The organism is Amycolatopsis jejuensis, assembly GCF_000717335.1.
Taxonomy (GTDB): Bacteria; Actinomycetota; Actinomycetes; order Mycobacteriales; family Pseudonocardiaceae; genus Amycolatopsis; species Amycolatopsis jejuensis.
Genome location: NZ_JNYZ01000015.1, coordinates 115,518 through 139,446, shown reverse-complemented (window position 1 = coordinate 139,446; position 23,929 = coordinate 115,518). Strand labels below are relative to the sequence as shown.

Below are 23,929 nucleotides of genomic sequence, written 5' to 3'. Positions count from 1 at the left end.
GAGCCAAACTCCCACGTCACGCCAGACTGGTTTACGGATTGTTCGCTGGGTCGGCCTCGACCGGCCCGTGACCGATCAACCGGCCACCAGCAACGTATCCTGTCCTTCGGTTGACGTGACATCACATTCGTCCACGCGACCCGTCCGCCGCCACTCGCGAAGGACACGACGCCCGTAGTTGTGTGTTCCAGCCGCCCGGTCCAACTCGGTCGACGTACCTCCGTGAGGGCAGCAGCGAACAAGCGGTCGAAGGGATCGGAGTCCGTCGACTTCAGTCTCGAGGAGCAGGCGTATGCGGCAAAGATCGTCAAGATGATTTCGCCGCTGGTGGAACCGCTTGCGGAAGTGCTGCAGCCGCGCACCGAGGTCGTGCTGCACGATTTCACCAAGTTCCCCAACACCATCGTGGCGATCGGGGGCACGAACGCCGGCCGCGGGATCGGTGGCCCGCCCACCGATCTGGGGATCCAGACGATGATGTCCGGCGCGAGCGACCATCTCATCCGGTATCGCACCGAGATGCCCGACGGGCTCGTGATGCGTTCGTCGAGCCTGTTGCTGAAGGCACCGGACGGCAGGGCGGTCGCCAGCCTGTGCATCAACACCGATGTGCGGGATGTCGAGCGCACCCAGCAGTTCCTGGCCGCGTTCGCGTCGATGAACGTCCCTGCGGAGCAGGAGCCGGCGGCACCGGCAACCGGAATGGCCGAGAAGTTCCCGCTTTCGGTCGAGGCACTGGCCGAGGGCATTCTGCACGATGCCATCAGTTCGATCGGCGTCCCGGTCGAACTGATGAAGAAGGCGCACAAGGTCGCGGTGGTCCGGGAGCTCAAAGAACGGGGCTTCTTCACCATTCGCGAAGCGGCTGAACTCGCCGCGGAATGGCTGGATTCCAGCCGGTACACCATTTACAAGTACCTCAACGAGCTGGACGACGAGCGCTGACGGCAACGCGGTCGGACCGGCGGTCCCGGGCAGGCGGCCCGTGGCAGATCGGACGGAGCGGTCCTTGGACGACGGCTTGCGGGCGGGCATCGGCGCGGCGCCGGCTGAGGACTTCCCGTTCACCCGGCAGGCGGCGTACCTGAACGCGGCGGCGATCGGCCTGGTCAGCGCACTCGCCGAGCCCGCTGCGCGTCGCGAGGCCGAGGTGCTGCTGGCGCGCAAACGCGAGGACGATCCCGCGGCGACGAGTCTGGACGCTTCCGAGTTCGCGTACTACGCAGAGGCGGTCCGGCGGGAGCAGTTCGACGTCGATGCCCGCGAAGTGCGCCGCTATTTCGACTTCGCGAAAGTGCAACAAGGACTTCTCGATGTCACCGGACAGCTGTTCGGGGTCGAGTACCGGGTCGTCGATGTGCCCGCGTGGCACCCGGACGTCGTGGTGTTCGACGTGCTGCGCGCAGCCGAACGGATCGGCCGGGTCTATCTCGATCTGCATCCACGAAAGGGAAAGTTCACGCATGCGGGCGCCGCCGCACTGCGACCCGGGCTTGCGGGGCGGCAGCTGACCGAAGGAGCGCTCGTGTGCAACTTCAGCCGCGGGCTGATGGAGCACGACGACGTCGTGACGCTGTTCCACGAGTTCGGGCACCTCATGCACCAGGTGTTCAGCGGCGAGAGGCAACGCTACGCCCGGTTTTCGGGTGAGGCCACCGAACTCGACTTCGTCGAGGCTCCGTCGCAGCTGCTCGAGGAATGGGCGTGGGACGCGAAAGTGCTGCGCAGCTTCGCCACCGATGCCGGCGGGGTACCCATTCCCGAGGACCTCGTCGGGCGAATGCGTGCGGCCAAGGAGTTCGGCAACGGCTGCTTCGTCCGCAAGCAGATGTACCTCGCGATGCTCGCCTACCGGATGCATGCCGGCTGTCCGGACGATCTCCCTGCGCTGGCCGAGGAACTGCAGGAAAAATACGACGTGTTCGATCGGCTCCCCGGCACCCATGCCCACACGTCGTTCCTGCATCTCGCCGGGTACGGAAGTTCCTATTACGCCTACATGTGGAGCTTGGTGATCGCCAAGGACCTCTTCACCGGGTTCGATCGCGCCGACTTGCTCGATCCGGCCGCCGGAGCGCGATATCGCGACCATGTCCTCGCCCCTGGGGGCTCGGCGGACGCCGCCGGCCTCGTGGCCGCCCGTACTCGGCCGCCGCCTTCGGCAGGTGGCTCGATGCGTCTCGGCACGCTGCCGACCCGGTGCCCGTCCGGCACTGATCCTGTTGCGCCGCCGCGGAGTGCCGGCCGGATGCACGACGATCTGCTCGACACCGTCGAATGGATCGTCGGCGAGGGGCTACGCCGACCGGGAGAAGATCGCCATCTACGGGCATTCCAATGGCGGCTATGCGGCGTTGATCGGTGCCACCTTCACCCCGGACGTCTTCGCGTGCGCGATCGACGTCATGGGAGTTGCGGACCTTCGGACGTTCATCGAGAGCACTCCGGCGTACTGGACCACCGTGACCAAGCAGATCCGGATGCGGGTCGGTGATCCGGAGGCCGACCCGGACTTCCGGTGGGCGCGCTCGCCGCTGTCCCGGGTGGATGACGTGGCCAAGCCCATGATGATCATCCAGGGGGCCAACGACCCGCGAGTGCCGCAATCGCAGAGCGGTGGCCAAGCCGGAGAACCGGCGCCGCATGTACGCGGCCGTGGAGCGGTTCCTTGCCGAGAATCTGGGTGGACGTACCGAAGAGCAGTAGCCGTCTGTCGACAGGGGAGAGTACGCATGCGTCCGCCGGAGTATCCGCACACGAAAACCGTAGCTGCCACCGATCTGCTGCACGGCACGAGGATTCCGGACCCCTACCGCTGGCTGGAGGCGCCGGACGACCCGGAAGTGCAGGCGTGGGCGTGCGCGTAGACGGAGCTGACCACGGAATTGATCCACCGGCTGCCGTCGTGGGCCCGTTTCCGCAAGCGGGTCGCGGAACTCACCGGGTATCCGCGGCGCTCGGCTCCGATCGTGCGTGGAGGCAGGCGTTTCGAGACCCGCAACGACGGCGGGCCCGATCCGGATGCGTTGTGGGTCATCGACGACCGGGGCCCCCGGGTGCTCGTCCGGCCCGAGGAGCAGGGGCAGGCGATCGGGGGCTTCCGGCCGAGCCCGGACGGGCGCTTCGTCGCCTACACGACCACCAGCGGGGGCAGTGACTGGGCGACCGCGCGCATCGTGGACGTCGATCCGTGCGTGGTCCTTCCCGATGCGGTCGAACGGCTCATTCCGCCGGTCTTCGCCTGGCTGCCGGACAGCAGCGGCTTCTGCCTCGTCTATGAGCCGGTAGCGGAAGCGGACGGTGGCACCATCACGTGCCAGGTGAAGCTGCATCTGCGTGGGGAGACGGCCGATGCGGTGGTGTACGAGGCGCCGGTGGGCACCGGCATGGTCGTTCCGCACGTGAGCCGGAACGGGCGGCATTTGCTCATCGAGCTGCCCAGCCCGGGGAAGTCCCAGGTGGACACGATTCTGCACCGGCCGCTCGACCAGAGTGCGAGCTCGTTCGAACAGGTCGTGACTGCCGATGCCGGCAGCTACCTCGGGGTCGTCGGCGACGTCCGCTACTTGCAGACGCATCGTGACGCACCCCGGGGCCGGGTGGTCGCGGTCGACCTCGCTGACCCGGCGCGCGAACGCTGGCGGGAAGTCATCCCGGAGGGGGAAAGGGAACTCTCTCTCTCGACGACGTCAGCGTGTGCTTGTACGGGGCCAGTTGGTCACACTTCATCGCGACCCCACGGGCACGGACGTCCGGATCACCACGCTCGACGGATCCGAGTCCTACGCCGTTTCGCTCCCGGACGGAACCGGAGTGTGTCAGATCAGCGGCACCGAGGCCGACTCGAGAGTGTTTTTCGAGGTCGCCTCGTGGACGCGGCCCGCCGCGATCGTCTGCCATGACCTCGTTACGCGCGAAACGACTGTCGATTTCGACACCTCGCCGCCGGGCCACGATCCGGACGGCTACGTCACCGAGATGGTTGCGGTCATGAGCACGGACGGCGCGGCTGTCCCGCTGACTCTCGTGCACCGGCGTGATGTCACGCCTGACGGTGCCCGGCCCACCCTGCTGGTGGCCTATGGCAGTTTCGGCTATGTCTTCGGCTCGGGCAGCTTCTTCCCACCGTATGCAGGCTGGATCGACAGCGGAGGGGTACTCGCCGTCGCAGGGGTACGCGGGGGTGGCGAACGCGGGCAGGACTGGCACGACGCGGGAACGATGGAGCGCAAGCAAAACACCTTCGACGACTGTGCAGCGGTGGCCGAATGGCTCTTCGCGCACGGCTGGACCTCGCCTCGGCGGCTTGCGCTCAACGGCCACTCGGCCGGTGGCCTGCTCGCCGGTGTCATGCTCGTCCAGCGCCCGGAACTCTTCGCCGCGGTCGTGCCGGAGGTTGCTCTGCTGGACATGCTGCGCTACCGCCGCTTCACCACCAGCAATGCCGGTATCTCCGAATACGGAACCGCCGAGGACCCGGACCAGTTCGCGACGCTCAAGGCGTACTCGCCGGTGCACAATGTCCGGCCCGGTACCGCTTATCCCGCCACGCTGATCACCACCGGTGAGTCCGACGATCGGCTGCCACCGGGAGTGCACGCGTACAAGTTCGCCGCGACCTTGCAGCAGGCGCAGGGCGGGACCGCACCGATTTTGCTGTCCGTGCGCAGGGACGCCGGGCACGGCCACGGCAAACCGGTTGCCGCCCAGGCCGCGGAGGCTGCCGAGTTCCTTGCGTTCCTGTGGGACGCGCTGGAAGCTGGTCGAATATCGTCCGGCTTTGAAACCGCTCGGAGATAAAACTTTCGCCTTTTCCGGTCATCCTGCAGGATGATGCGGAACAGTTCTTCCGCTGATAGCTTTCCAGTGAAATCGGCACGTCAATCACAGGTGGGGATCGGGAGATTGAGGATGAATTGGCGTCGTTCGGCAACGGTCGCCCTGGTGGCCGGCCTTGCTTCTTTTTTTGTCATGCCGGGATCGGCCCAGGCGATCGTCGGTGGTAATCCGACCTCTACCGCGAAGTATCCGTGGATGCTCAGTTACGAGCAGATCCGGCTGCGTGACGGGGATACCGTGCCGAGCCTGCGGCATTCCTGCGGCGCGGCGCTGGTCGGGCCGAACAAGGCGCTGACCGCCGCACATTGTGTTTTCGGGCAGAAGCCGGAACAGGGACGGATTGTGCAGGGCCGGGACCGTACCGGTTCGGCCGGCGGGAAAAAGGTCAAAATCGACAGCATCTGGAGCCATCCGGACTTCGCCCCGGCGGTACACGGCCACGATGTCGCCGTATTGACGTTACGCGAGTCGCTTCCCGGGCCGTATGCAGTCATTGCCGGAACTGCCGACACTGACTTGTACACCGAAGGGGAGTCCGCGCGTATCCTTGGCTGGGGAGCAGTGGCTCCGGAAATGCAGAAATCGGATGAACTGCGAACGGCGCTGATCTCGGTCTATTCGGATCGGAAATGCACTGACAGCTACCCGGAAGAGTTCCCGACGGACGAGATCAAGAAAGAAGGGATGAAGGGGCAGTTCTGCGCCGGATTCCCGGAGGGAGGAGTGGACAGCTGTCAGGGTGACTCCGGCGGTCCGGTGATCATCGACGGGCGAGTGGCCGGCGTGGTCTCCTGGGCAGCCTCGTGCGCAGACGGGAAGAAGCCGGGTTTCTACTCCCGCGTGACGGCGTATTCGGCAATGCTCCAGCACCAGATCGGCGAGGTGAACGCGGCACTCGCGAATCACCGGTGACCGCGATCGGCATACTCGGCAGACTCGGCAGATGAAGTGAATGGTCGGTTCCGGGAAAGCGGAACCGGCCATTCCCAGTTCGCCCGCTGCCACCCCGGCGAAGTGGTAGCCCGGATTGAACAGCTGCGCCGGCAACGGAAGTACTCCGCCCGCCGCATCGCCACCGAACTGGCCGCCGATGGCATCACCGTCTCGGTCCGGACCGTGGGCCGGTATCTGCTGCAGCTGGGCCTGACCCGGCGTTGGTTCCTCGACCCCACCGGCCAGATCGCCGACGGTGGTGGCTGGCGCGTCCACGGCAGGGGCAGTGACCAGGACCGTCTCGTTGCCCGAGGCAAAACCCGTGGTCAGCGGTCCCGCTACAGCTACCTGCACGCCGCCGTCGACGGCTATTCCCGGGTGGCCTGCACCGAAGCCGTGCCTGACGAGAAAACCCGGACCGCGATCGGGTTTGTCCACCGGCGCGGGCGTTCTTCGCCCGGCACAGCATCAGTCAAATCCACCGGCTGGTCACCGACAATGCCCGTGAAAAACTTCGTCACCATCCTGCGCGTGCCTGGCATCAGCGGATCACGCCCTGCACCCCCACGTCACAACGGAAAAGTGGAGCGCTACAACCGGATCCTGGCCGAGGAGTTCACGGGAATTCGCCGAACACGGCATCGCCGGCGGACGGGTCGACCGGATCGCGGAGCAGACGCTGGTCAGCAGATCCCAGCTGTACTCCCACTTCTCGGCAAGGAAGAGCTGTTCGGCGCAGTGCTCATGGAACACGTCACGGCCCTGCCCGGCTACGCCGTCCGCCTTTTACGACGCCTACCTGGCCAACCCGGCCCTCGTAGCCTGGCGAAGTGGAACCGCCTGGAGCAACGCCCGTCCGGTCCGCTGTTCCCCGGCAGCGACGACTCCCCGAAGATCAGCGCGATCGCGGACTGCCAAGCTGCGGGCGTCCTCGCGGCCGACATCGACCCGCACGACATTCACTCGATGGTGATCGGGATGGCGATGACCTGGTCGGCGGCGAGTACCACCACCGCAGAGTCGCAGCGGGTACCCGGGCGCCGCCGAATTCGTTGCGGCACACGGTACGGAATGCTTTCGGGCCCGGTTGAGCCGTCTTCAGCCGGACGTGAGGAGTTCCGCCAGCCGGCGCGTGTCTTCCAGGTAGCGCTCGTACGGAAAACCCGCCGCGAGCAGGGCTGTGCGGAATTCGTCGTAGAGCGGTTTTCCCGCGGTGTGGAAGGCTTTCCGGCCGGCTGGGGTCAGGCGGACCAGTCGTCGCCGGGCGTGTTCGGGGTCGGTGGTGACGTGGACCAGGCCGTCGGCTTCCAGCGGGCGTAGTGCGCGGCTGATTGCCGGATCGGACACCGACAAAGCCTGTGCCAGCCGGTGCTGCGTCACCGGCTCGATGTCTTCCAGGGTGCCCAGCAGCCGGATCTGGCTGTAGGTCAAGCCGTCTCGACCGTCGGTGCGTTGCCGGGTTGCTTCGCCCAGCAGCATGACCACCCGGTGCAGCAAATCTCCGAGTCCGTCGTCCATGAGGTCAGCATAGCAGAGTGTTGACTAGTTAATATTAACCATGCAACACTCAAATCCATGGACACTCTCTCTTACCTCGGCCGATCCGCCTTTCCGTTGGTCTGGATCCTGGTGCCGGCCGCCGGCGCCGTCGTGGCGGCCCGGCGTGCCACGTCGGCCAGGGAGCGGCTGGAGATCTGGCAGCGCTGGTGGGCGATCGGGGCGATGGGTTTCGGCAGTCTGTGGATGACGGTTGCGTTCCTCGCCTTCCCCGACGCCATGGCCACCACCATCGGGTTCGGCCGGACACCCTTCCTCTTCGAGATCGCCTTCGCCAACCTCGGGCTGGCCGTCATGGGGTTCCGTGCCGCGTCGGCGTCCGCGCGGGAGCGCATCACCATCGGGCTCGGCGCCGGGATGTTCCTGTGGGGAGCCGCGGCAGGCCACGTCTACCAGTGGTTCGCCAACGGCGTGCACAGTCCCGGCAACACCGGCGGAGTCCTCGTCAGCGACGTCCTCATCCCGGCCGTGATGATCATCCTGGCCGTGCGGTCCCGGCGCCTGGTGGCCACGCCCCGCCTTGCGGTCTGACTCCGATGGCCGACCCCAAAACCGACGGTGAGACAAGGGAGACCGCAGCCGAGCGGCTCACCATGTTCGCCGACGCGGTGATCGCGATCGCCCTCACCTTGCTGGCGCTGGAACTGCCAGTTCCCCGCGGCGACACCACCGAGGCCATCCTGAGCTCGGTGTCGGAGCACGGCAAGGAGTACCTGGCTTTCGCGCTCAGCTTCGTGGTGATCGCCGCCCATTGGCGCGCCAACCACGAGATCTTCCGTTCGGTCGGCGCACTGAACAGCCGCCTGATCAGCCTGACCCTGGCGTGGCTGTTCATGCAGGTACTGATGCCGTTCGCCACCCGGGTCCTCACCGCCGACGGCGCCTTCCCGCCGCGGTTCAGCTTCTACGCGCTCGTGCAGGTACTGGCGTCCGCGACGTTCGCGCTGATCATCCGGGAGGTCCGGCGCCGTCATCTCTACCGCACGGACGTCCCGCCCCGGGCGTTCGCCCAGAGCCTGGTGCGCAGCATCTGCCTGGCCACCGTGTTCGGGCTGTCCGTGCCGATCTCGTTCCTGACCACGAGCACCGGCGCATACCTGTGCTGGCTGACGGCGCCCATCGTGCTCGCCGTCGCGGGGCGCATCCAAGACCGCGCCGTCCGCTGAGTGATCGGGCTCGTCAGTTCTCCTTCTCAGGCTCTGAGAAGGGCACGGGCGGCAGCCGGGCGGCGCTCGTGGTGGCAGAGAACGTCAGTGCTGTCGATGAGGTGGTCGACGTTGCCGGTCAACGGAAGTTCGCGTGCGGCGTCGTCGCTGATGCTCTCGAGCAGCGTGCGGGTGAGGTCCAGCGTGGCGACGGTTTCGCGGGCGATGGCCGGGGGCAGGGTTGCGGCACAGGGGAGCTGCGCGAACGCGCTGCCAAGCCACTTGCTGTACGCCGGGCGGCCAGCCAGCCGAACGTGGTGACTTCGGCCGACGGGTCGAACCCGAGGTGCCCGGTGAGCCGGCCCGGAGCCCGGCGACGACGCCGTGCAGCACCCGCCCGGTTGTTGCCTGCCTGTGCCGTCGGCGCCGAGCGGGGCGAGATTCGTGGGATAGCCGAGAAAGGTGCGCGGCACGTGGCCAGCAGCTCGGTGACTGCGGAGCCGTGCCGTTCGGCGTCGCGTTCGGTCCGGAACAGGTGCAGGCGCGGTTCCCAGTTATGGTCGGTGGACTGCTTCGTGTCAAAACCGAGCACCTCCGAGCCGCCGATGAGTGCGGCGGTGTGGTCAGGTTTGCGCCAGCCGGCGGTACCGGCTGGCATGGAACACAAGCGGCTCCCCGGCCTCGCCGTGGCCCGTGCGGGTGATGCGCAGCACCGCGATCACGTGATCGCCCGCGGGGAGTTCCGCGTCGAGAGCGCATTCGAACCAGGCGCAGGCTTCGGCGAGGTGGAGTGCGCCGTCCGGGGTGGGTACGGTCTTCAGGCCGGTGAAACGGTCTCCGGCTTTCGCCGACAGCTGCCGGGCGGCTCGCTCGTGGTCTGCGCCCAGGATGCTCACGCCGAGGCTGGGTAGCCGGCGGAGCCGCGCCCAGGTGCCGGAGCTTCGGCGGATGCACACGGACACCAGCGGCGGGTCGAGCGAGACCGGGGTGAAGGTGCTGGCTGCCATGCCGATCGGCCGCCCGCCGGCCTGTGCGCAGAGCGCGGCCACTCCGCTGGGGAAGGCGCCGAACATCTTCCGCAGGTGGATGGGTGCGGTGGTCACGGGTCTCCTTGTCCGGTGCGGAAACCTGGAGTCAGGGACGGGTGCCGGGCGGGGCGATGATGGTGATCTTGGCCTGTTCGGCGGCGGCACCGAGCTTGCGGGCGGTCTCCTCATCCATCTGCCAGCCGCGCTGGGGACCGTCATACGTGGCGGGTTCCGAGACCGCGCGGAGGAAGTCTTCGAATCCGGTGGGGGAGGTCAGCAGGAGGAATTTGGCCCCGGCCTCAGGGTCGGCTTGCAGGGTGTGCGGTACGCCGACGGGGAGCAGGACGGCATCGCCCGGGCCCGCGGTGAATTCCCGGTCGCCGGACCAGTAGGTGATGGAGCCTTCGAGGAGGAAGAACATCTCGTCTTCGACGGCGTGTTCGTGCAGCGGCGGGGTGGCGCCGGGGGCCATGTGCTGCCAGGCCAGCAGGAGTTTCCCCTCCGTGTGGGAAGCGTCGAAGATGATCTGGACGTTGTCCCCGAGAAACCACAGCGAATCCCGGTCCGCTTTGCGGATGTGCTGGATGCGTTCGGTGGTCATCGTGGTCCTTTCCGGTCAGAGCAGGGTCGCGACGACGTGGTGGCTGTCGAAGAACTCGGTGACCCGGACGACCTTCGACTCGTCGTCGAAGTCCCACAGCGCGCAGTACTGGTTGTCGTAGTCCTTGCCCTGCACGGTTTTCCCGGTACCCCGGAAGGTCGCGACGACGGTGTCGCCGGAGACTACGAACCGATGGAAGTCGTAGTGGATGCCGCCGTCGAACTGTTCGAGCAGGCCGCCGACGAGGGCGAGGAAGGTGTCCTTCCCCCGGTGGGTCGCCGCGAGCGGATGGCTCCCGGGAAGCCGGTATTCGACGTCCTCGGCGACGGCCGCGGCCATGCCGGAGACATCGCCGTGGCCGAGGCCACCCAGTGCCCGCTTCACGATCTCCTCGCGCTGCCGGTCGCGCTCTGCCGGGTTGCTCATGTGCAGATTCCCTTCAGGTCAAAGGAGCTCGGTGATCGGCGGCAGCCCGAGGAGGGAACCACCGTGGACCTCGTAGTTGACTGCGGACGCGAAAGTCGCGTGCCGGCAACCGGTGTTCGCGTCCCGCCACATCCGCTGCAGCGGGCTCGCCTCAGCGAACGCCGACGATCCGTGCAGATCCATCAGCTGGTTGAAGGAAAGGCAGACTTGCCGCGTGGCATGTCCGACGTCGCCGCGCACCAGCCGGCGCTCTTCCAACGTCAGTGCACGCGCTTCGGCGGCCGCGGTGTCGATCAGCCGGGCGGTCCGTGCCAGGTGCAGTTCGGCGCTGTCGATCTGCATCGCGGCTTCGCCGAGTCCTTTGACGAACGCGGGCGAGTCGGCCTGCGTTGCATAGGACGTGTAGCTGATGGCGCGGCGAGGTGCTTTCCCCGCAACGAAAGCGAGAGCGGCTTGCGCGACTCCGACCATGGGGGCCGCGAGGCTGCTGACCAGCCCGGCGACCGGCGAGGTACGCAGCAGCTGCGGTTCGCCGGGGTCGGTCTGCTTCGGTGACGCGAGAAGGCTTTGCGGCGGCAGCATCCGGTGGCGGGGGACGAAAACGTCGTCGGCGACCATCGTGTTGCTGCCGGTGCCGCGCATCCCGGCGGTGTGCCAGGTGTCCTCGATCGTGAGGTCACCGGCAGGCATCAGCGCGAAGCCGGCGCCCACCGGGGTGCCGCTGTCGTCGACGATCGGCGCCATGCCGATTCCCCAGGCCGCGTGCAGGATTCCCGAAGCCCACGCCCACCGGCCGGAGACCCGGTAGCCGCCGTCGACCGCGCGAGCGGTGCCGCCTGCCGCGAAGACCGACGCGACCCCGGCGTCGGGGTCGGACCCGAAGACTTCGTGGCGTGCCTCGTCCGGGAAGTGCGCGGCGAGCATCTTGGAACCGTTGGTGATGACGGTGACCCAGGCCGCCGAGGCACACGAACGGCCGAGGACCTTGGCGACCTCGGACAGCGTACTGACGCCGGCGCCGGATCCGCCGAACTCGGCCGGAGTCATCAGCCGCAGCATGCCCGCGTCGGTCAGCGCCCGGACGGTGTCCCCTGGCAGCCGCCGCTGTGCGTCGGCCTCCCCGGCCTGCGCGGCAAGGACGTCGGCCACGGTTGCCGCTCGCGCGACCGGATCGGCAGGCCGGGTCTGCGGTGGGGTGCTCGTCATTGAGGACTCCAGTGTCGATTGCGGGGTCGATTTCGGATTGCCTTGTCCAGAAGCAAGTTCTCGACGGGCGTTACGCTACGTTTCAGTGGCCTTCCGCACTCTGGGGTGCACCACAGAGTCCGGACGCGACCTTGGGCCAGGGAACAAAGGGGTGACCATGCCCGCTTCATGGAAGACGCAGAAGTCACAGCAGACGCCAGTCGATACTGCCTGGGAAGCCGCGGTGACCATCGGTGCGGACGCCGAGTCGGTTGCGTCGCGCCATGGCGCCGACGCCTTGCGGTGGGCCGAATCCGTCGGGTGCGAGGCCGCGGCGAGAATCAGCGGCACCGTGCCGGACCTCGGCAGCAACGCCGCGCATCTCCGGCTGATCCGGCGGGCGATCGTGTCCACGGTCCTGCGGGGCATCCTCCTTCTCGACGGGGAGCCCGTCGAGCTGATCACGACGGAATCGCGGGAGGCGGTCCGTGACTTCGTCCGCCGGGGACTGCAGCTCACCGGCATCTTCCGGGCGATCCGGGTCGGCCAGGCCTGCATCATCGAACACTTCGTCGCCGCGGAGGAAGCACCGGGGGAGACGGCCGGGATGCGGCGGGTGCTGAGCGTGCTCCTGGCGGCGTTCGACTCGTTCACCGGCGCGATCGAAGCCGAGTTCTGGAACGAGTACGAGAACGGGATGGCGGCGACCGCGGCAACGCGGATCCAGACGGTCAATCAGGTGCTGTCCGGTGCGTTCGACGGTCCGCGGGCGAGCCGGGCGCTCGGCTATCCGCTTGACCGGCCGCACGTCGGCATTGTCGCCTGGAGCAGCGGCGAGAGTGGCTCGGCCGGCGACGCGGCAGTGCGGCGCGCGGTGACGGAACTGCTCGCAGCGCTGGGAACGCACCACACGTTGCTGGTGCCCGTCGGTGCCGGTGCGATGTGGGCGTGGGGAACGGCGCCGGAACGGATCAAGGCGGCTCCGGTGCTCCCGCCGGAGGTGGAGATCGCCGTCGGCGAGCCGGGCGAGGGAGCTGCCGGATTCCGTGCCACGCACGGGGAGGCACGGGCCGTCGAGCGGCTGCTGCAGGTGGCGGAGCGCGCGGACAAGACGGCCGTGACGTTCCACCGGGACGCCGCTCTCGCGATCCTGATGGCGGCCGACCCGGACTCGGCGCGGGTGTTCCTGCGGCGGGTCCTGGGGGATCTGCTGGAGGACAACCCGCGCATGCACGAGATCCGCACGACCGTCCGCTGCTACCTGGACGAGGGCCGGAGCCTCACGAAGACGGCCGAGCGCCTGCAGATCGCCAAAAACACCGTCACCTACCGGGTGCACCGGGCCGAGGAGCTCTCCGGAAGCTCGCTCGGCACCGAACATTTGTTCGTGCACGCCGCGCTGATGCTCAGTGACTATCTCGGCACCGGGCGCGGCTGACGCCGGGCGGTCACCCGTCGGCGATCGTGTCCAGGAGGTCGTGGATCCGTTTGGTCGCAAGGTCGATCATCAGCCTGCTGCCGGTGGACAAGCGGGCGTCGCGCCGGTGGACGATGGCCACGGTGTCATACAGCGGCGGGTCGAGCGAAACCGAGTGCAGCGCGGACCGGACGCCGGGCATCGGCAGGTCCAGCAGCACGCGCGGGACCACGGAGTCCCCGTCGCCGCGGGAGACCAGGTCGATCGCGGTCCGGACGTCGTCGACCTCGACCCGGATGCCGAGCGGCTTCCCCAGGTCCTGTGCGCGCTCGGCGAGCGAGAGCCGGTAGGTGTCGTGCTCCTTCGAGCGGGACAGCGGCAGGATCAGGCTGGCTTCGGTGAGGCGCTGCGCGGTGACGGGGTGCGTCACGTGTGCGGGGTTGCTGCTGATGTAGACGTGCTCGAAGCGGCCGAGGGGGCGGACGGCGAGGTCGTTGTGCGGTACCGGTAACGCGACGATGGCTGCCTCGATGTGCCCGCGGCGCAACGCATCCAGTGCTTCGGCGGAGCTGCGGCCGATCACCTCGATGCGCAGGCCCGGATGCTGCTGGAGGACGTCGTGGATGAGGTCGGCCTCGATGAAGAGGTGGGCGGCGCCGAAGACGCCGAAGCGGACGGTACCTGATTCGAGCCGGGTGACCGAGCCGATCGCCCGCTCGGCTTCGTCGACGGCGGCGAGGGCGCGTTCGGCGTAGAGACGCAGGACGTCGGCGGCCGGGGTGGGCGCGATTCCCCGGCCCCGGCGCAGGAAAAGCGGGGTGTCGAGGGTGCGTTCGAGGAGCCGTACCTGCTCCGACAGCGTGGGCTGGGCGTAGCCGAGCTGGGCGGCGGCCGCGGTGAGGGACCCGTTCTCGTAGGCGGCGAGAAAGCACCGGAGCTGATGCAGTGAAAGCATAGGTGATCCCTAGAGCTTGTGAAGGAAGCTGACCATAGCCCAATGGCACGAGCTTCAGCAAGATGGCGGTAGACGGCGCGCCCTGCGGTTTTCCGGCCGGGCGGGAGAGGCAGGGATCATGGCCATTCGATTCTCGGTGGATGTCGGCGGGACGTTCTCCGACCTGGTCGTCGCGGACGGGGCGAGCGGCCGGACCGCGGTGGCGAAGGGCCCGTCCACCCCGCAGGCCGCGGAGGACGGGGTCCTCGCGCTGGTGGGATCGGCGTTGCCGGCCGAGCAGCTGAGCGAGGCCGACCTGTTCCTGCACGGGACGACCGTCGGGCTGAACACGGTGCTGGAACGGACCGGCGATCCGGTCGGGCTGATCACCACCGAAGGTTTCCGGGACGTGCTGGAGGTGCGGCGCGGCACCAGGGCGGAGATGCTGGCGTTGCAATGGTCGCCGCCGGAACCGTTGGTACCGCGCCGATTGCGGCGGGAGGTTCGGGAGCGGGTGCTGTCGGACGGGTCGGTGGACACACCACTGGACGGCGACGCGGTGCGGGACGCCGTGGCGGTGTTTCGTGCGGAGGGCGTCGACGCGGTTGCGGTCGCGTTGATCAACTCGTACGTGAATCCGGCGCACGAGCTGGAGATCGAGCGGTTGCTGCGCGCGGAAGGCTTTACCGGGCAGGTGTCGTTGTCGCATCAGGTGGCACGGGAGTACCGGGAGTACGAGCGGACGTCGACGACCGTGATCGACGGGTATGTGCGGCGCCGGGTCGCCGGGTACCTCGGCCGGCTGGAGGCCGGGTTGCGGGACAAGGGTTTCCGCGGCACCGCGCTGGTGGCCCGGTCCGGTGGCGGCGTGATGACGTTCGCCGCGGCGGCGCAGCGGCCGGTCGAGACGATGATGTCCGGCCCGGCGGCCGGAGCCGTCGGGGCCGGCGTGCTCGCCGCGGAGCTCGGTTACCGCTCGGGTGTCGCGATCGACGTCGGCGGCACCAGCTTCGACACGAGCCTGATCACCGACGGCGTCCCGGCCGTGCGGTTCCTCGGGGAAGTCGACGGGCATCCGATCAAGACGAGCTGGGTGGACGTCCGCTCCATTGGTGCGGGCGGCGGGTCGCTTGCGCACGTCGACGCCGGCGGGCTGGTCCGGGTCGGGCCGCGCAGCGCCGGGGCCAGCCCGGGCCCGGCCGCCTACGGCCGCGGCGGGACGCAGGCCACGGTCACCGATGCCGCCGCGCACCTGGGCATGCTGGGGTTCGGCGAGCTGGCCGGAGACCTGACCCTCGACTTCGCCGCCGCGCAGTCGGCGCTCGCCGACATCGGCGCGAAAGCCTCGCTGGACACCGGTGACGCAGCAGCCGGGATCATGCGGATCGCCGCGGCGATGATGGCGGGCGCGATCCGGCAGGTCACCCTCGAAGAAGGCGTCGACCCGCGGGAGCTGCCCCTGGTCGCCTACGGCGGCGCGGGCCCGCTGTTCGCCACGCTGCTCGCCGCCGAGCTGGAGATGGACACGATCATCGTGCCGAGGTCGGCGGGGAACTTCTCCGCTCTCGGGCTGCTCATGCAGGACGTGGTGAGCGAGGCGGCACAGACCGCGGCCGGCCCGCTGACCGCCGAGCACCTGGAGAAGCTCGCGGCCATTGGCGACGAGCTGTTCGCCGAGCTGGCGGCCGGACCGGAGGACGGCTCCTCGCTGATCCGGGAGACGACCGTCGAGCTGCGGTATGCCGGGCAGGAGCACACCCTCAGCGTGCCGGTGGACCTGCTGCGCCCGGTGGTGCCGGCCCTCGACGACCTGCGCAGCGAATTCACCGGGCAGCACCGCCGGAGTTTCGGTTACGACCTCGGCGAAACCCCGCTCGAAGCGGTCACGGTCCGGGCGCGGACCCGGATCGTCCTCGACCGGCCCGAACCGGCCGAAGAGCCGGCTGCCGCGACCGGCGGCGAGCCGCGGACCAGGGACGCCTACTCGTTCGAGCAGGACTGCTGGACCCGGTTCCGGGTGCTCGAGCACGACCGGCTCGGCGACGGCCCGGTGGCCGGGCCGGCAATCGTCACCGAGAACACCACGACCACCTATCTCGACCACGGCTGGAGCGCCCGGCGGGAGCCCGGCGGCAGTCTCGTCCTGACCAGGAAGGCGGCGAACCGATGACCGGCACGATCGTCCTGACCGGCGTCAACGACATCCGGCGCCCGCAGGTGGCGGAACGGGATCCGGTGCTCACCGAGGTGATCCGGCACGCGCTCGCCTCGGGCGCCGAGCAGATGAGCATTGCCATGGTCCGCACCGGGGTTTCGCCGGGGATCTACGAGGTGCTCGACTTCTGCTGCGCGCTCTACGACGCCGACATCCGCCTGCTCGGCCAGGCCCAGCACATGCCCGGGTTCCTCGGCGTGCTCGGGCACTGCGTCGAATCGTCGGTGGCGGCGGTGGGCGGCGCGGACCGCCTCGAACCCGGCGATGTGCTGCTCAACACCTCGGGCTACGACATCGGGTCCCATCCGCAGGACGCCGCCATGATCATGCCCGCCTTCCACGACGGTGAGCTCGTCGGGTACGCGGCGGTCAAGGCCCACCAGACCGATCTGGGCGCCAAGTCCGTGTTCTGTACCGACACCACCGACATCTGGCAGGAGGGGGTGATCTTCCCCGGAGTCAAGCTGGTCCGCGGGGGCGTCCTCGACGACGGCATCCACCGGACCTTGCTCGCCAACTCCCGGATGCCCGACTCGCTGGAGGGTGACGTCAAGGCCGTCCTGTATGCCCTGCGCGCCGGCGTGGGAGTGCTGGGCAAGCTGATCGGCAAGTACGGGCTGGACCGGTACCGCGGCGCCGTCGAGGAAATGCTCGACCACGGCGAGGCGCTCGCCAGGGCGGCTCTCGACGCGCTGCCGGACGGGTCGTTCACCGCGTCGGGCCAGATCGACAACGACGGCATCGGCGCGGATCCGGTGCCGATCACGGTGATCGTCGAGAAGGCCGGGCGGGACGTGGTCGTCGATCTCAGCAAGGCCGCCGACCAGACCACCGGCCCCACCAACTGCCCGCTGTCCAGCTCGCTGGCGGCCGCGCGGGTGGCGCTGCTGCCGTTGCTGGTGCCCGGCGAGCTGATCAACGAAGGGCACCTGCGGCCGATCCGGGTCCGCACCCGGGTCGGCTCGCAGTTCCATCCGGTGTCGCCTGCGCCGGTCTACATCCAGGTGGCCATGGGGGTGGCCACCGACCTGGCGCAGAAGGCCTTCGCCGGGTTCGCCCCGGACGACGCCCGCGCCGGCTGCGGCGGGGACATCTGCGGGGTCGCCCTGCACGGGGTCGGCGAGGACGGCCGGTACTGGTTCTCCGGCCACAGCCACCTGACCGGGCAAGGCGCCATGGCGCACGCCGACGGTGGTGCTCCGCTCATGTGGATGACCATGTCCGGGCAGAAGAGCATGCCTGCCGAAGCCACCGAGCTGCGCACCCCGAACATCGTGCGGCGATGGGCACTCGCCGAGGACTCGGCAGGCGCCGGGACCCACCGCGGCGGGCTCGGTCTCCAGGTCACCTACGAGATCCGCCGCAACGCCCTCATGATGGGGCTGGCCGAACGTTCCACCAGCCCGGGGTGGGGGATGGCCGGCGGCGGGGACGGGCAGCCGAACCGGATGCTCGTGCATTACCCGGACGGCCGCACGGAGCAGATCTACAAGAAGACCGACCTGCCACTCCCGCCAGGCACCCTGGTCGACATCCGGGCCGGTGGCGGAGGTGGATGGGGGCCGCCCGGCGACCGTCCGGCCGAAGCCGTGCACCGCGACGTCGAAGAGGGTTACCTCAGCGAAGAACAGGCGCGGCGCGACTATCCGCACGCCTTCCGTGCACCGGATGCGGACGCATGACGTCGGTGCGGCATCTGATGGATCCGGTGTATGCGGCCCGGAAATCGTCCGGGTTCCTGGATCTCGGTGCGGCAGGCGGGACCGGTGACGTGACGATGATGTGCTGGGCGGACCCGTTCCGGCCGGACGACGTCACGCCGGATTTCGTGAAGGAGGCGGCCGTCGCGAGCCTGCGCGGCGGGGGTGCGCACTACACGCTGCCGATCGGTGATCGCGTGCTTCGCGACGAGGTCGCGGCGAAGTTCGCGCGGGTCAACGGGATCCGGGTCGACCCGGAGCGCAACGTCACGATTTCCGGCGGCTCGGATGCGTTGCTGCTGTTCGGCATCCGGCCGTTCCTGACGCCGGGTGCGCGCAATGAGGTGCTGACCCCGGTCCCGTCCTACGTGTGCAATTTCGAGAGCGAGCTGGCGGGCGGGGCGACGGTCGGGGTGCCGACCTTTCCCGAGGACGGGTACGACCTGCGGATCGAGGAGTTCGAGAAACGGCTCACACCCCGTACGAAGATCGTCCTGATCACGAACCCGAACAACCCGACCGCGACCGTGTACCGCAGGCAGACCCTGGAGCGGCTGGCGGATTTCGTGCGCCGCAACGATTTGGTCCTCGTGGTGGACCAGTCGTTCGAGGACACTGTTTTCGACGGCCACGAAATGGTCACCCCCGCCGCGCTGCCCGGGATGTTCGAGCGCACGATCACGATCTGCTCGCTGTCGAAAGGGATGGGGCTGTGCGGTTATCGCGTGGGCTACCTCGTCGCGTCCGACGACATCACCGACGTGCTGCACTCGTGCGCGGTGGAGTATCTGGGGGCTCCGAACACCGCCGCCCAGACGGCCGCCGTTGCCGCGCTGCGCAACCCCGGCTTCGTCGAGGACTACCGGCAGGAGTACATGGCCCGCGCCGACGCGATCTGCGCGCTGCTCGACACGGTGCCGAACCTGCCCTACACCCGGCCGCAAGCAGGGTTTTACGTCTGGCTCGACGTGTCCGCCTACGGCGGATCGGCTGCGGCCGCCCGCTATCTGCTCGACGAGGCAATGGTGGCCCCGACCGAGGGGGACCGGTTCGGCAGCGGTGACCACCTGCGGCTGGTCTATGCCACGCACGCCGAGCGGCAGCACTGCCTGGACGCCACCGAGCGGCTGGTACAGGCGCTGCGCCGGCATGCCGCCGCGACGGGCAGGTCATGACCGGTGGGTGAGGGAAAGGGCCGTACCGCGCACCGGCAATCTCGGGTTCCACCCGGGCGGACCGGCGCTTTTCTCGGTCTCCTCTACGGTCTTTCCGCTACCGGTACGTCCGCGGCGACGGTGACCGTGCCCCAGCTGGGCGCCGCGTTCGGCGTCGGGCACAGCGCGGCGGCTTGGGTGATCAGCTCGTACGCCGTGATGCTCGCCGTCGCGACGCCGCTGCACGGCCGGCTCGCCGACGCTGCCGGTCTCCGGCTGCCGCTGTGCATCGGCATCGTGGTGATGGCGGCCGGGGCGATCGGGTCTGCGCTCGCTCCCGGCTTTCCGTTCCTGATCGTCGCGCGGGTCGTACAGGGTTTCGGTGCCGCGAGTATCCCGGTGCTCGCGACGGCACTGGTCACCACGCTGCTGGCCGGATCCGGCCGCAGTGCTGCACTGGGCAGGCTGGCCGGGGTGGCGGGTACGTTCAGCGCGCTGGGCCCGGTGCTGGGCGGGGGACTGGAACAACTCGGCGGCTGGCGGCTGGCGATGGCATTGCCGGCGCTGGGATTGCTCGCCGTTCCGGTGCTCGCCAAGCTGGCCCCGGCGGGGGGCACCGGTGAGCGGATCGACCGGACCGGCGCCGTGCTCGTCGCCGTGGCCGCGTCGGGGCTGGTACTGCTGCTGCAGTCGCCTGCGTCCGGTGCGGTGACGGCCGTCGTCGGGCTGGCGCTGCTCACAACGGGTACCCCGGCCATTGCCGCCTGGGTGCGCGCGCGTCCGGACGGGTTCCTGCCGCGCCGGGTCGTCACGAACCCGGGTGTGCTGCGGTGCGCATTCGCTGCGGCCGCGGTACCGGCGAGCTGGTTCGGCCTGCTCGTCGGGGTCCCGATCGCCGCGGCCGGATGGGGCTGGACCCCGCTGCGGATCGGCCTGCTGATGGTGCCTGCCGCACTCGCCGGGTTCCTTTCGCCACGGGTCGCCCGGCAGGCACTCGGGCGGCTGGCCGCACCCCGTGCGATCGCGGTGGCCTGCGTGCTCACTGCCGGGGCGCTGCCGATGGCCGCCGTGGCCGTGCAGACCCGGCTGCCCGTCCTGCTCGCCGTGGCGATGATGCTCCTGATCGTCGCGTTCGGGATCGGCCAGTCGGCGTTGATCGCCGCCGTGGACGAGGCCGTGGCGACGACCGACCGGGGGGTCGCGATCGGGATCGCGACGCTGATCTTCCTGACCGGGGCGAGTATCGGCGCCGCGCTCGCCGGCGGGCTCGCGGACGTGACCGGGCTGCCAGCGGTGTTCTGCTTGCTCGTCGTCCTGCCGGTGGCCGGGCTCGCTGTCCTCGCCGCCAGGGTCCGCACAGCCGCGGGGAACGGAGAAAAGATGATGATGACCCCGAATCCGGACGACACCGGGAGGCGACCGTGATCGTCGATGCGCACAACGACCTGCTCGTCGAGCTGTGGCTGCGCAGGCACGAGCCCAACCCCTTCGGACGGCACCTGCTCGAGCCGCTGCGGGCCGGCGGCGTCGGGGTTCAGGTGTGCGCGCTGTCCGCGGAGGACGCGGTGCTTCCCGGCGCTGCCGGTGACCAGCTGCTGCATCAGGCAGCTGCGTTCCACAAGGCGTGCCGGGCCAACCGCGAGCACGTGCAGCCGGTCCGCACCGCCGCGGACCTGGAGTCGGCGCTGGCGTCCGGCCGGATCGGGCTGATCCTGGCGCTGGAGGGCGTCGACGGCCTCGGCCGGAACGCCGCCGCCGCCGAGGTGCTCGTCGAGGCCGGGGTGCGGATGGTCGGGCTCACCTGGAACCACCGCAACGCCGCGGCCGACGGCTGCAGCGAGCCGCCGCACGGCGGGGTGAGCGTGTTCGGCCGCGAGCTCACCGAACGGCTGGTCGCCCTCGGGGTGATCATGGACGTGGCACACGCCAACGCGAGGACGTTCGACGACGTGCTGGAGCTGACGAGCGCGCGCGGCGGGCAGGTGCTCTGCAGCCACACCGGTTGCGCGGCACTGAATCCCATCCCGCGCAATCTCACCGACAGCCAGCTCCGGGCGCTGCGGGCGGTGGACGGTGTCGTCGGGATCGCCGCGGTCCCCATGATCCTCGGTTCGGCAGACCGGTCGGCGCACCGGATGGCCGAACACATCTGCCACGCGATCGACGTGGCCGGCGTCGAGCACGTCGGCATCGGTGCCGACTTCATGGCGCGGTCGGCCGAGGTCGTCTCCCCGCCCAAGTACCTCACCGAACGGCTCCCGCCGGGCGTCGACATGTTCGCCGGGCTCGACGGCCTCGAGGGTCCGCAGCACTTCCCGGCACTGGCGGAGGCCCTGCAGCGCCGCGGCCTGAGCGACGCCGAGATCGACGCCGTGCTGAGCGGCAACATGCTCCGCTTGCTGCGAAAGGCGTTGCCGTGAACTCGCGGTTCCGGCCGTCGGACGGGGGAAGCGAATAGGTGTTGCTTTTGCTTGACGTTCCCCTCGGCGGCCGGACCAGGTTCACGCCGTATCGCGAGTTTGCGACGGAGGTCAGAGATGCGCATTGCCCAGCAAGGCTCGCCGCCGGAACCCGGGTCGGGGCAGGGAGTCCGGGACGCGACCCGGCCTGGGCCCGCCGCACCGCAAGCACCGTCGCGACCGGCAGCGGTGATGGGGGATCCGCTCGGCGACACCGTCGAAGACGGCTGCCGCACGCTCGATGGGTGGACTCCCGGCGTCGACGGATCGTGGCCGGTGCTTTTCCGGCTGCACGGTGGCGCCTGGGCCACCGGGTCCGGCGGCTGGCCGGCGTACGACGGTGTGCGGCCGGCCCGGCCGCAGCAGATCGTCGTCGGCACGGCCGGCTATCGGCTCGGGCCGCTCGGGTACGCGTATCCGGGGGAGCTGGACCCGGCACTCGGCGAGGGGAACCTCGGGTTCGCCGACCAGCGTGCCGCACTGCACTGGGTGCACCGGGAAATCGCGGCGTTCGGCGGTGATCCGGCGCGGATCACTGTCGGCGGCCAGTCCGCGGGCGGGAATTCCGCCGCGCTGCTCGCTGCCGCGCCCGAGACCCGGCCGCTGATCGTGCGTGTTCTGCTGCAGAGCGCGCCGTACGCGTGGCCGCTGCTCTCCCCGGAGGACGCGACCGAGGTGGCCGCCGACCTGCTTGCCGAGCCGGGAGTACGTCCCGAGGACGCGGCCAGGCTGCGTACCGTCGCCACGGCGGATCTGGTCGCCGCCGCCGGGGCGATCGCCCGCAATCGGCACACGTTGCAGAGCCCGCTCGACGCGCTGGATGCCGCCGCCGAGCTGGACGTGCTCGCCGGGACCACCGGTCAGGAGATGCGTGCGTTCTTCGATGCGGACCTCGCGGTCGGTGGTGCGGACCGGGTCGCCGCCCTCGCCCGGGACTACGCCGACCCCGAATCGCTCTACGCCCATTACCGCACCGGCAGCCGCGGAAAAGTCCTCGGCGAGATCGTGACCGACGCCGGCTTCCGCGCCCCCGCCGCCGCGGTCGCAGAACGACGAGCTGGCCGTAAACCTGCCTACGTCTGCGAATTCGACTGGCGCGGCCTGCGGTTCGTTTCCTGTCACTGCATCGAATTGCCGTTCCTCTTCGCTAACAGTCCATTGTGGATGGACGCGCCGATGCTCGACGGGCTCGACGACGCCACGTGCACCGAGCCACCGCCGGACCGGCCCTCGCTCCGGCCGCCCCGGCCACGCCGCCGGAATTGTTCCGCCGGAAACCCGACCACTGACTCGCGAGAAGAAAGGACAGGAATGGATCTGGAGATGGCGATCCGGCGGCGCCGGATGCACCGGGAGTTCGACGGGCGGCCGGTGGCGAAGGAGGACGTGCACAAGCTGGTGTGGGCGGCCGGTCGGTCGCAGCAGGGGCGGCCGGGCGTGCGGCACCTGGTCGTCGTGGACGATCCGGCGCTGATCAAGACCGCGAAGCAGGTGCTGCCGGGTTTCCTGGCGATCGCCGATCCTTCGCTGATCCTCGTGCTGTGCTCGGATCTGACCAATCCCGCCATCGACGCACCGGCGGGCCGGGAACACGCGTCGCGGCTGGACGCGGGCGCGGCGTGCGCCCATCTCGGCCTGATGGCACGCAGCCTGGGGCTGGGCATCTGCACGGTCACGAGCTGGAGCGACGACGCGGTGCGCCGGCTGTTCGATCTCCCGGAGGGGTTCCGGCCGGACGTCACGGTGGTCGTCGGACACCCGATCGCCAGCCCGAAGCTCCCGGCGGCGAAGGGCAGGACGTTCCTGCCGAACGTGCACCACAACACCTTCGGCACCGCATACGACGAGGTGGAACGCTGATGACCGCGCGAATCGAAGACCGGTTGTTCGAGATCATCTCCGGGATGTACACCGCAGGCCCGGTCGTGATCGAGGAGACGTCACTGGTGGCCGCCGCCCGGATCGTCCACTGGGGCGAGCAGCTCATCGCAGTGCTGGAGGAGTTCGGGCTGTCCGACGAGTTCCTCTCGAAGTGGCGCTCGGAAACCCTGCAGAACCTCAGCTTGGGGCTCTCCGACCCGACAAAGTTCAGCACCTGGGTGGCGGACGCGACCGGAGCCTTCGTGACGGAGGCCAAGCGCCGCAACCTGGCGGAGGGGACCGGCTGACGGTCAGGATTGCAGGTACGCAGGGTGGTCCGGCGTTCGCGTGACCAGGTCCTTCAGGTGCCGGATCGCCGGGTCGATCATCAGAGCGGTGCGTGCACGGCGCCCGGGGCGAGCCGGGGGAGCAGCTCGTGCAGGAGGCCAGACGCTGCGTGAACCGCAGTGCCGTGT

At 69.3% G+C, this 23,929-nt stretch carries 20 protein-coding genes and 4 pseudogenes; 17 read left to right on the top strand and 7 right to left on the bottom strand.

Annotated elements, in window-relative coordinates; all coding sequences use genetic code 11:
* Positions 1 to 222: 222 nt before the first annotated feature.
* From OO71_RS22475 to OO71_RS53365, 7 genes and pseudogenes are all read left to right on the top strand, one after another.
* On the top strand, positions 223 to 945 hold the full coding sequence (locus OO71_RS22475; protein WP_051791926.1) for a helix-turn-helix transcriptional regulator: 723 nt from the start codon (positions 223 to 225) through the stop codon (positions 943 to 945).
* A gap of 40 nt (positions 946 to 985) precedes the next feature.
* A pseudogene (locus OO71_RS52315) lies at positions 986 to 2,128 on the top strand (M3 family metallopeptidase); the annotation flags it as partial.
* A pseudogene (locus OO71_RS22460) lies at positions 2,091 to 3,902 on the top strand (prolyl oligopeptidase family serine peptidase). The pseudogenes OO71_RS52315 and OO71_RS22460, both read left to right, overlap by 38 nt.
* Positions 3,850 to 4,800 carry a prolyl oligopeptidase family serine peptidase gene (locus tag OO71_RS22455; RefSeq protein ID WP_051791922.1) on the top strand — a complete coding sequence of 317 codons (951 nt, stop codon included), beginning with the start codon at positions 3,850 to 3,852 and terminating at the stop codon, positions 4,798 to 4,800. Before OO71_RS22460 ends, OO71_RS22455 begins: the two are co-directional and overlap by 53 nt.
* 111 nt (positions 4,801 to 4,911) lie before the next feature.
* Positions 4,912 to 5,751, top strand: a complete 840-nt coding sequence (locus tag OO71_RS22450; protein ID WP_162186098.1) for a S1 family peptidase — start codon at positions 4,912 to 4,914, stop codon at positions 5,749 to 5,751.
* Positions 5,752 to 5,844: 93 nt separating this feature from the next.
* Positions 5,845 to 6,390 (top strand): annotated as a pseudogene (locus OO71_RS52310) (transposase family protein); the annotation flags it as partial.
* Positions 6,391 to 6,516: 126 nt separating this feature from the next.
* Positions 6,517 to 6,759, top strand: a pseudogene (locus OO71_RS53365) (TetR/AcrR family transcriptional regulator); the annotation flags it as partial.
* Positions 6,760 to 6,870: 111 nt separating this feature from the next.
* Here the strand turns inward: OO71_RS53365 and OO71_RS22445 are convergent.
* Positions 6,871 to 7,290 (bottom strand): MarR family winged helix-turn-helix transcriptional regulator, encoded by a 420-nt coding sequence (locus OO71_RS22445; RefSeq protein ID WP_033291790.1) that lies wholly within the window; start codon positions 7,288 to 7,290, stop codon positions 6,871 to 6,873.
* A 57-nt stretch (positions 7,291 to 7,347) separates the two neighbouring features.
* On the opposite strand from OO71_RS22445, the gene OO71_RS22440 reads away from it, so the two are divergent.
* Both OO71_RS22440 and OO71_RS22435 read left to right on the top strand, forming a co-directional pair.
* Complete coding sequence (locus OO71_RS22440; RefSeq protein ID WP_033291789.1) at positions 7,348 to 7,860, top strand: DUF6790 family protein; 513 nt, start codon at positions 7,348 to 7,350, stop codon at positions 7,858 to 7,860.
* Positions 7,861 to 7,865: 5 nt separating this feature from the next.
* A complete protein-coding gene (locus OO71_RS22435; protein ID WP_033291788.1) occupies positions 7,866 to 8,495 on the top strand; it encodes a TMEM175 family protein in 630 nt (209 codons plus the stop codon).
* Between the two features lie 26 nt (positions 8,496 to 8,521).
* Here OO71_RS22435 and OO71_RS22430 read toward each other — a convergent pair whose 3' ends face one another.
* The 5 genes from OO71_RS22430 to OO71_RS22410 form a co-directional block, all read right to left on the bottom strand.
* Positions 8,522 to 8,947, bottom strand: a complete 426-nt coding sequence (locus OO71_RS22430) for a hypothetical protein (RefSeq protein ID WP_033291787.1) — start codon at positions 8,945 to 8,947, stop codon at positions 8,522 to 8,524.
* 150 nt (positions 8,948 to 9,097) lie between these two features.
* Positions 9,098 to 9,577 (bottom strand): flavin reductase family protein, encoded by a 480-nt coding sequence (locus OO71_RS22425; protein ID WP_033291786.1) that lies wholly within the window; start codon positions 9,575 to 9,577, stop codon positions 9,098 to 9,100.
* A 31-nt stretch (positions 9,578 to 9,608) separates the two neighbouring features.
* On the bottom strand, positions 9,609 to 10,103 hold the full coding sequence (locus OO71_RS22420; protein ID WP_051791919.1) for a cupin domain-containing protein: 495 nt from the start codon (positions 10,101 to 10,103) through the stop codon (positions 9,609 to 9,611).
* Between the two features lie 15 nt (positions 10,104 to 10,118).
* A complete protein-coding gene (locus OO71_RS22415) occupies positions 10,119 to 10,529 on the bottom strand; it encodes a nuclear transport factor 2 family protein (RefSeq protein WP_033291785.1) in 411 nt (136 codons plus the stop codon).
* Between the two features lie 18 nt (positions 10,530 to 10,547).
* On the bottom strand, positions 10,548 to 11,735 hold the full coding sequence (locus OO71_RS22410; RefSeq protein WP_033291784.1) for an acyl-CoA dehydrogenase family protein: 1,188 nt from the start codon (positions 11,733 to 11,735) through the stop codon (positions 10,548 to 10,550).
* A gap of 157 nt (positions 11,736 to 11,892) precedes the next feature.
* Here OO71_RS22410 and OO71_RS22405 point away from each other — a divergent pair, with 157 nt between their 5' ends.
* Positions 11,893 to 13,152, top strand: coding sequence for a PucR family transcriptional regulator (locus OO71_RS22405; RefSeq protein ID WP_162186096.1), 1,260 nt, complete (start codon positions 11,893 to 11,895; stop codon positions 13,150 to 13,152).
* Between the two features lie 10 nt (positions 13,153 to 13,162).
* On the opposite strand, the gene OO71_RS22400 is transcribed toward OO71_RS22405, so the two are convergent.
* Positions 13,163 to 14,086 (bottom strand): LysR family transcriptional regulator, encoded by a 924-nt coding sequence (locus OO71_RS22400; RefSeq protein ID WP_033291783.1) that lies wholly within the window; start codon positions 14,084 to 14,086, stop codon positions 13,163 to 13,165.
* 118 nt (positions 14,087 to 14,204) lie between these two features.
* On the opposite strand from OO71_RS22400, the gene OO71_RS22395 reads away from it, so the two are divergent.
* The 7 genes from OO71_RS22395 to OO71_RS22360 all read left to right on the top strand — a co-directional run bounded on the left by OO71_RS22395 (position 14,205) and on the right by OO71_RS22360 (position 23,761).
* The gene (locus OO71_RS22395; protein ID WP_033291782.1) at positions 14,205 to 16,235 is read left to right on the top strand and encodes a hydantoinase/oxoprolinase family protein; all 2,031 of its coding nucleotides are present in this window, start codon (positions 14,205 to 14,207) and stop codon (positions 16,233 to 16,235) included.
* Positions 16,232 to 17,962, top strand: coding sequence for a hydantoinase B/oxoprolinase family protein (locus OO71_RS22390; protein ID WP_051791913.1), 1,731 nt, complete (start codon positions 16,232 to 16,234; stop codon positions 17,960 to 17,962). The genes OO71_RS22395 and OO71_RS22390 overlap by 4 nt, the downstream gene beginning before the upstream one ends.
* Entirely contained in the window at positions 17,959 to 19,155 is a 1,197-nt protein-coding gene (locus OO71_RS22385) for a pyridoxal phosphate-dependent aminotransferase (RefSeq protein ID WP_051791911.1), read from the top strand. The genes OO71_RS22390 and OO71_RS22385 overlap by 4 nt, the downstream gene beginning before the upstream one ends.
* A gap of 3 nt (positions 19,156 to 19,158) precedes the next feature.
* Complete coding sequence (locus OO71_RS22375) at positions 19,159 to 20,559, top strand: MFS transporter (protein WP_084145165.1); 1,401 nt, start codon at positions 19,159 to 19,161, stop codon at positions 20,557 to 20,559.
* A complete protein-coding gene (locus OO71_RS22370; protein WP_051791906.1) occupies positions 20,556 to 21,554 on the top strand; it encodes a dipeptidase in 999 nt (332 codons plus the stop codon). Before OO71_RS22375 ends, OO71_RS22370 begins: the two co-directional genes overlap by 4 nt.
* A 117-nt stretch (positions 21,555 to 21,671) precedes the next feature.
* Positions 21,672 to 23,453 carry a carboxylesterase family protein gene (locus OO71_RS47630; protein ID WP_084145161.1) on the top strand — a complete coding sequence of 594 codons (1,782 nt, stop codon included), beginning with the start codon at positions 21,672 to 21,674 and terminating at the stop codon, positions 23,451 to 23,453.
* A complete protein-coding gene (locus OO71_RS22360; protein ID WP_033291780.1) occupies positions 23,453 to 23,761 on the top strand; it encodes a hypothetical protein in 309 nt (102 codons plus the stop codon). The genes OO71_RS47630 and OO71_RS22360 overlap by 1 nt, the downstream gene beginning before the upstream one ends.
* Positions 23,762 to 23,929 lie beyond the last annotated feature (168 nt).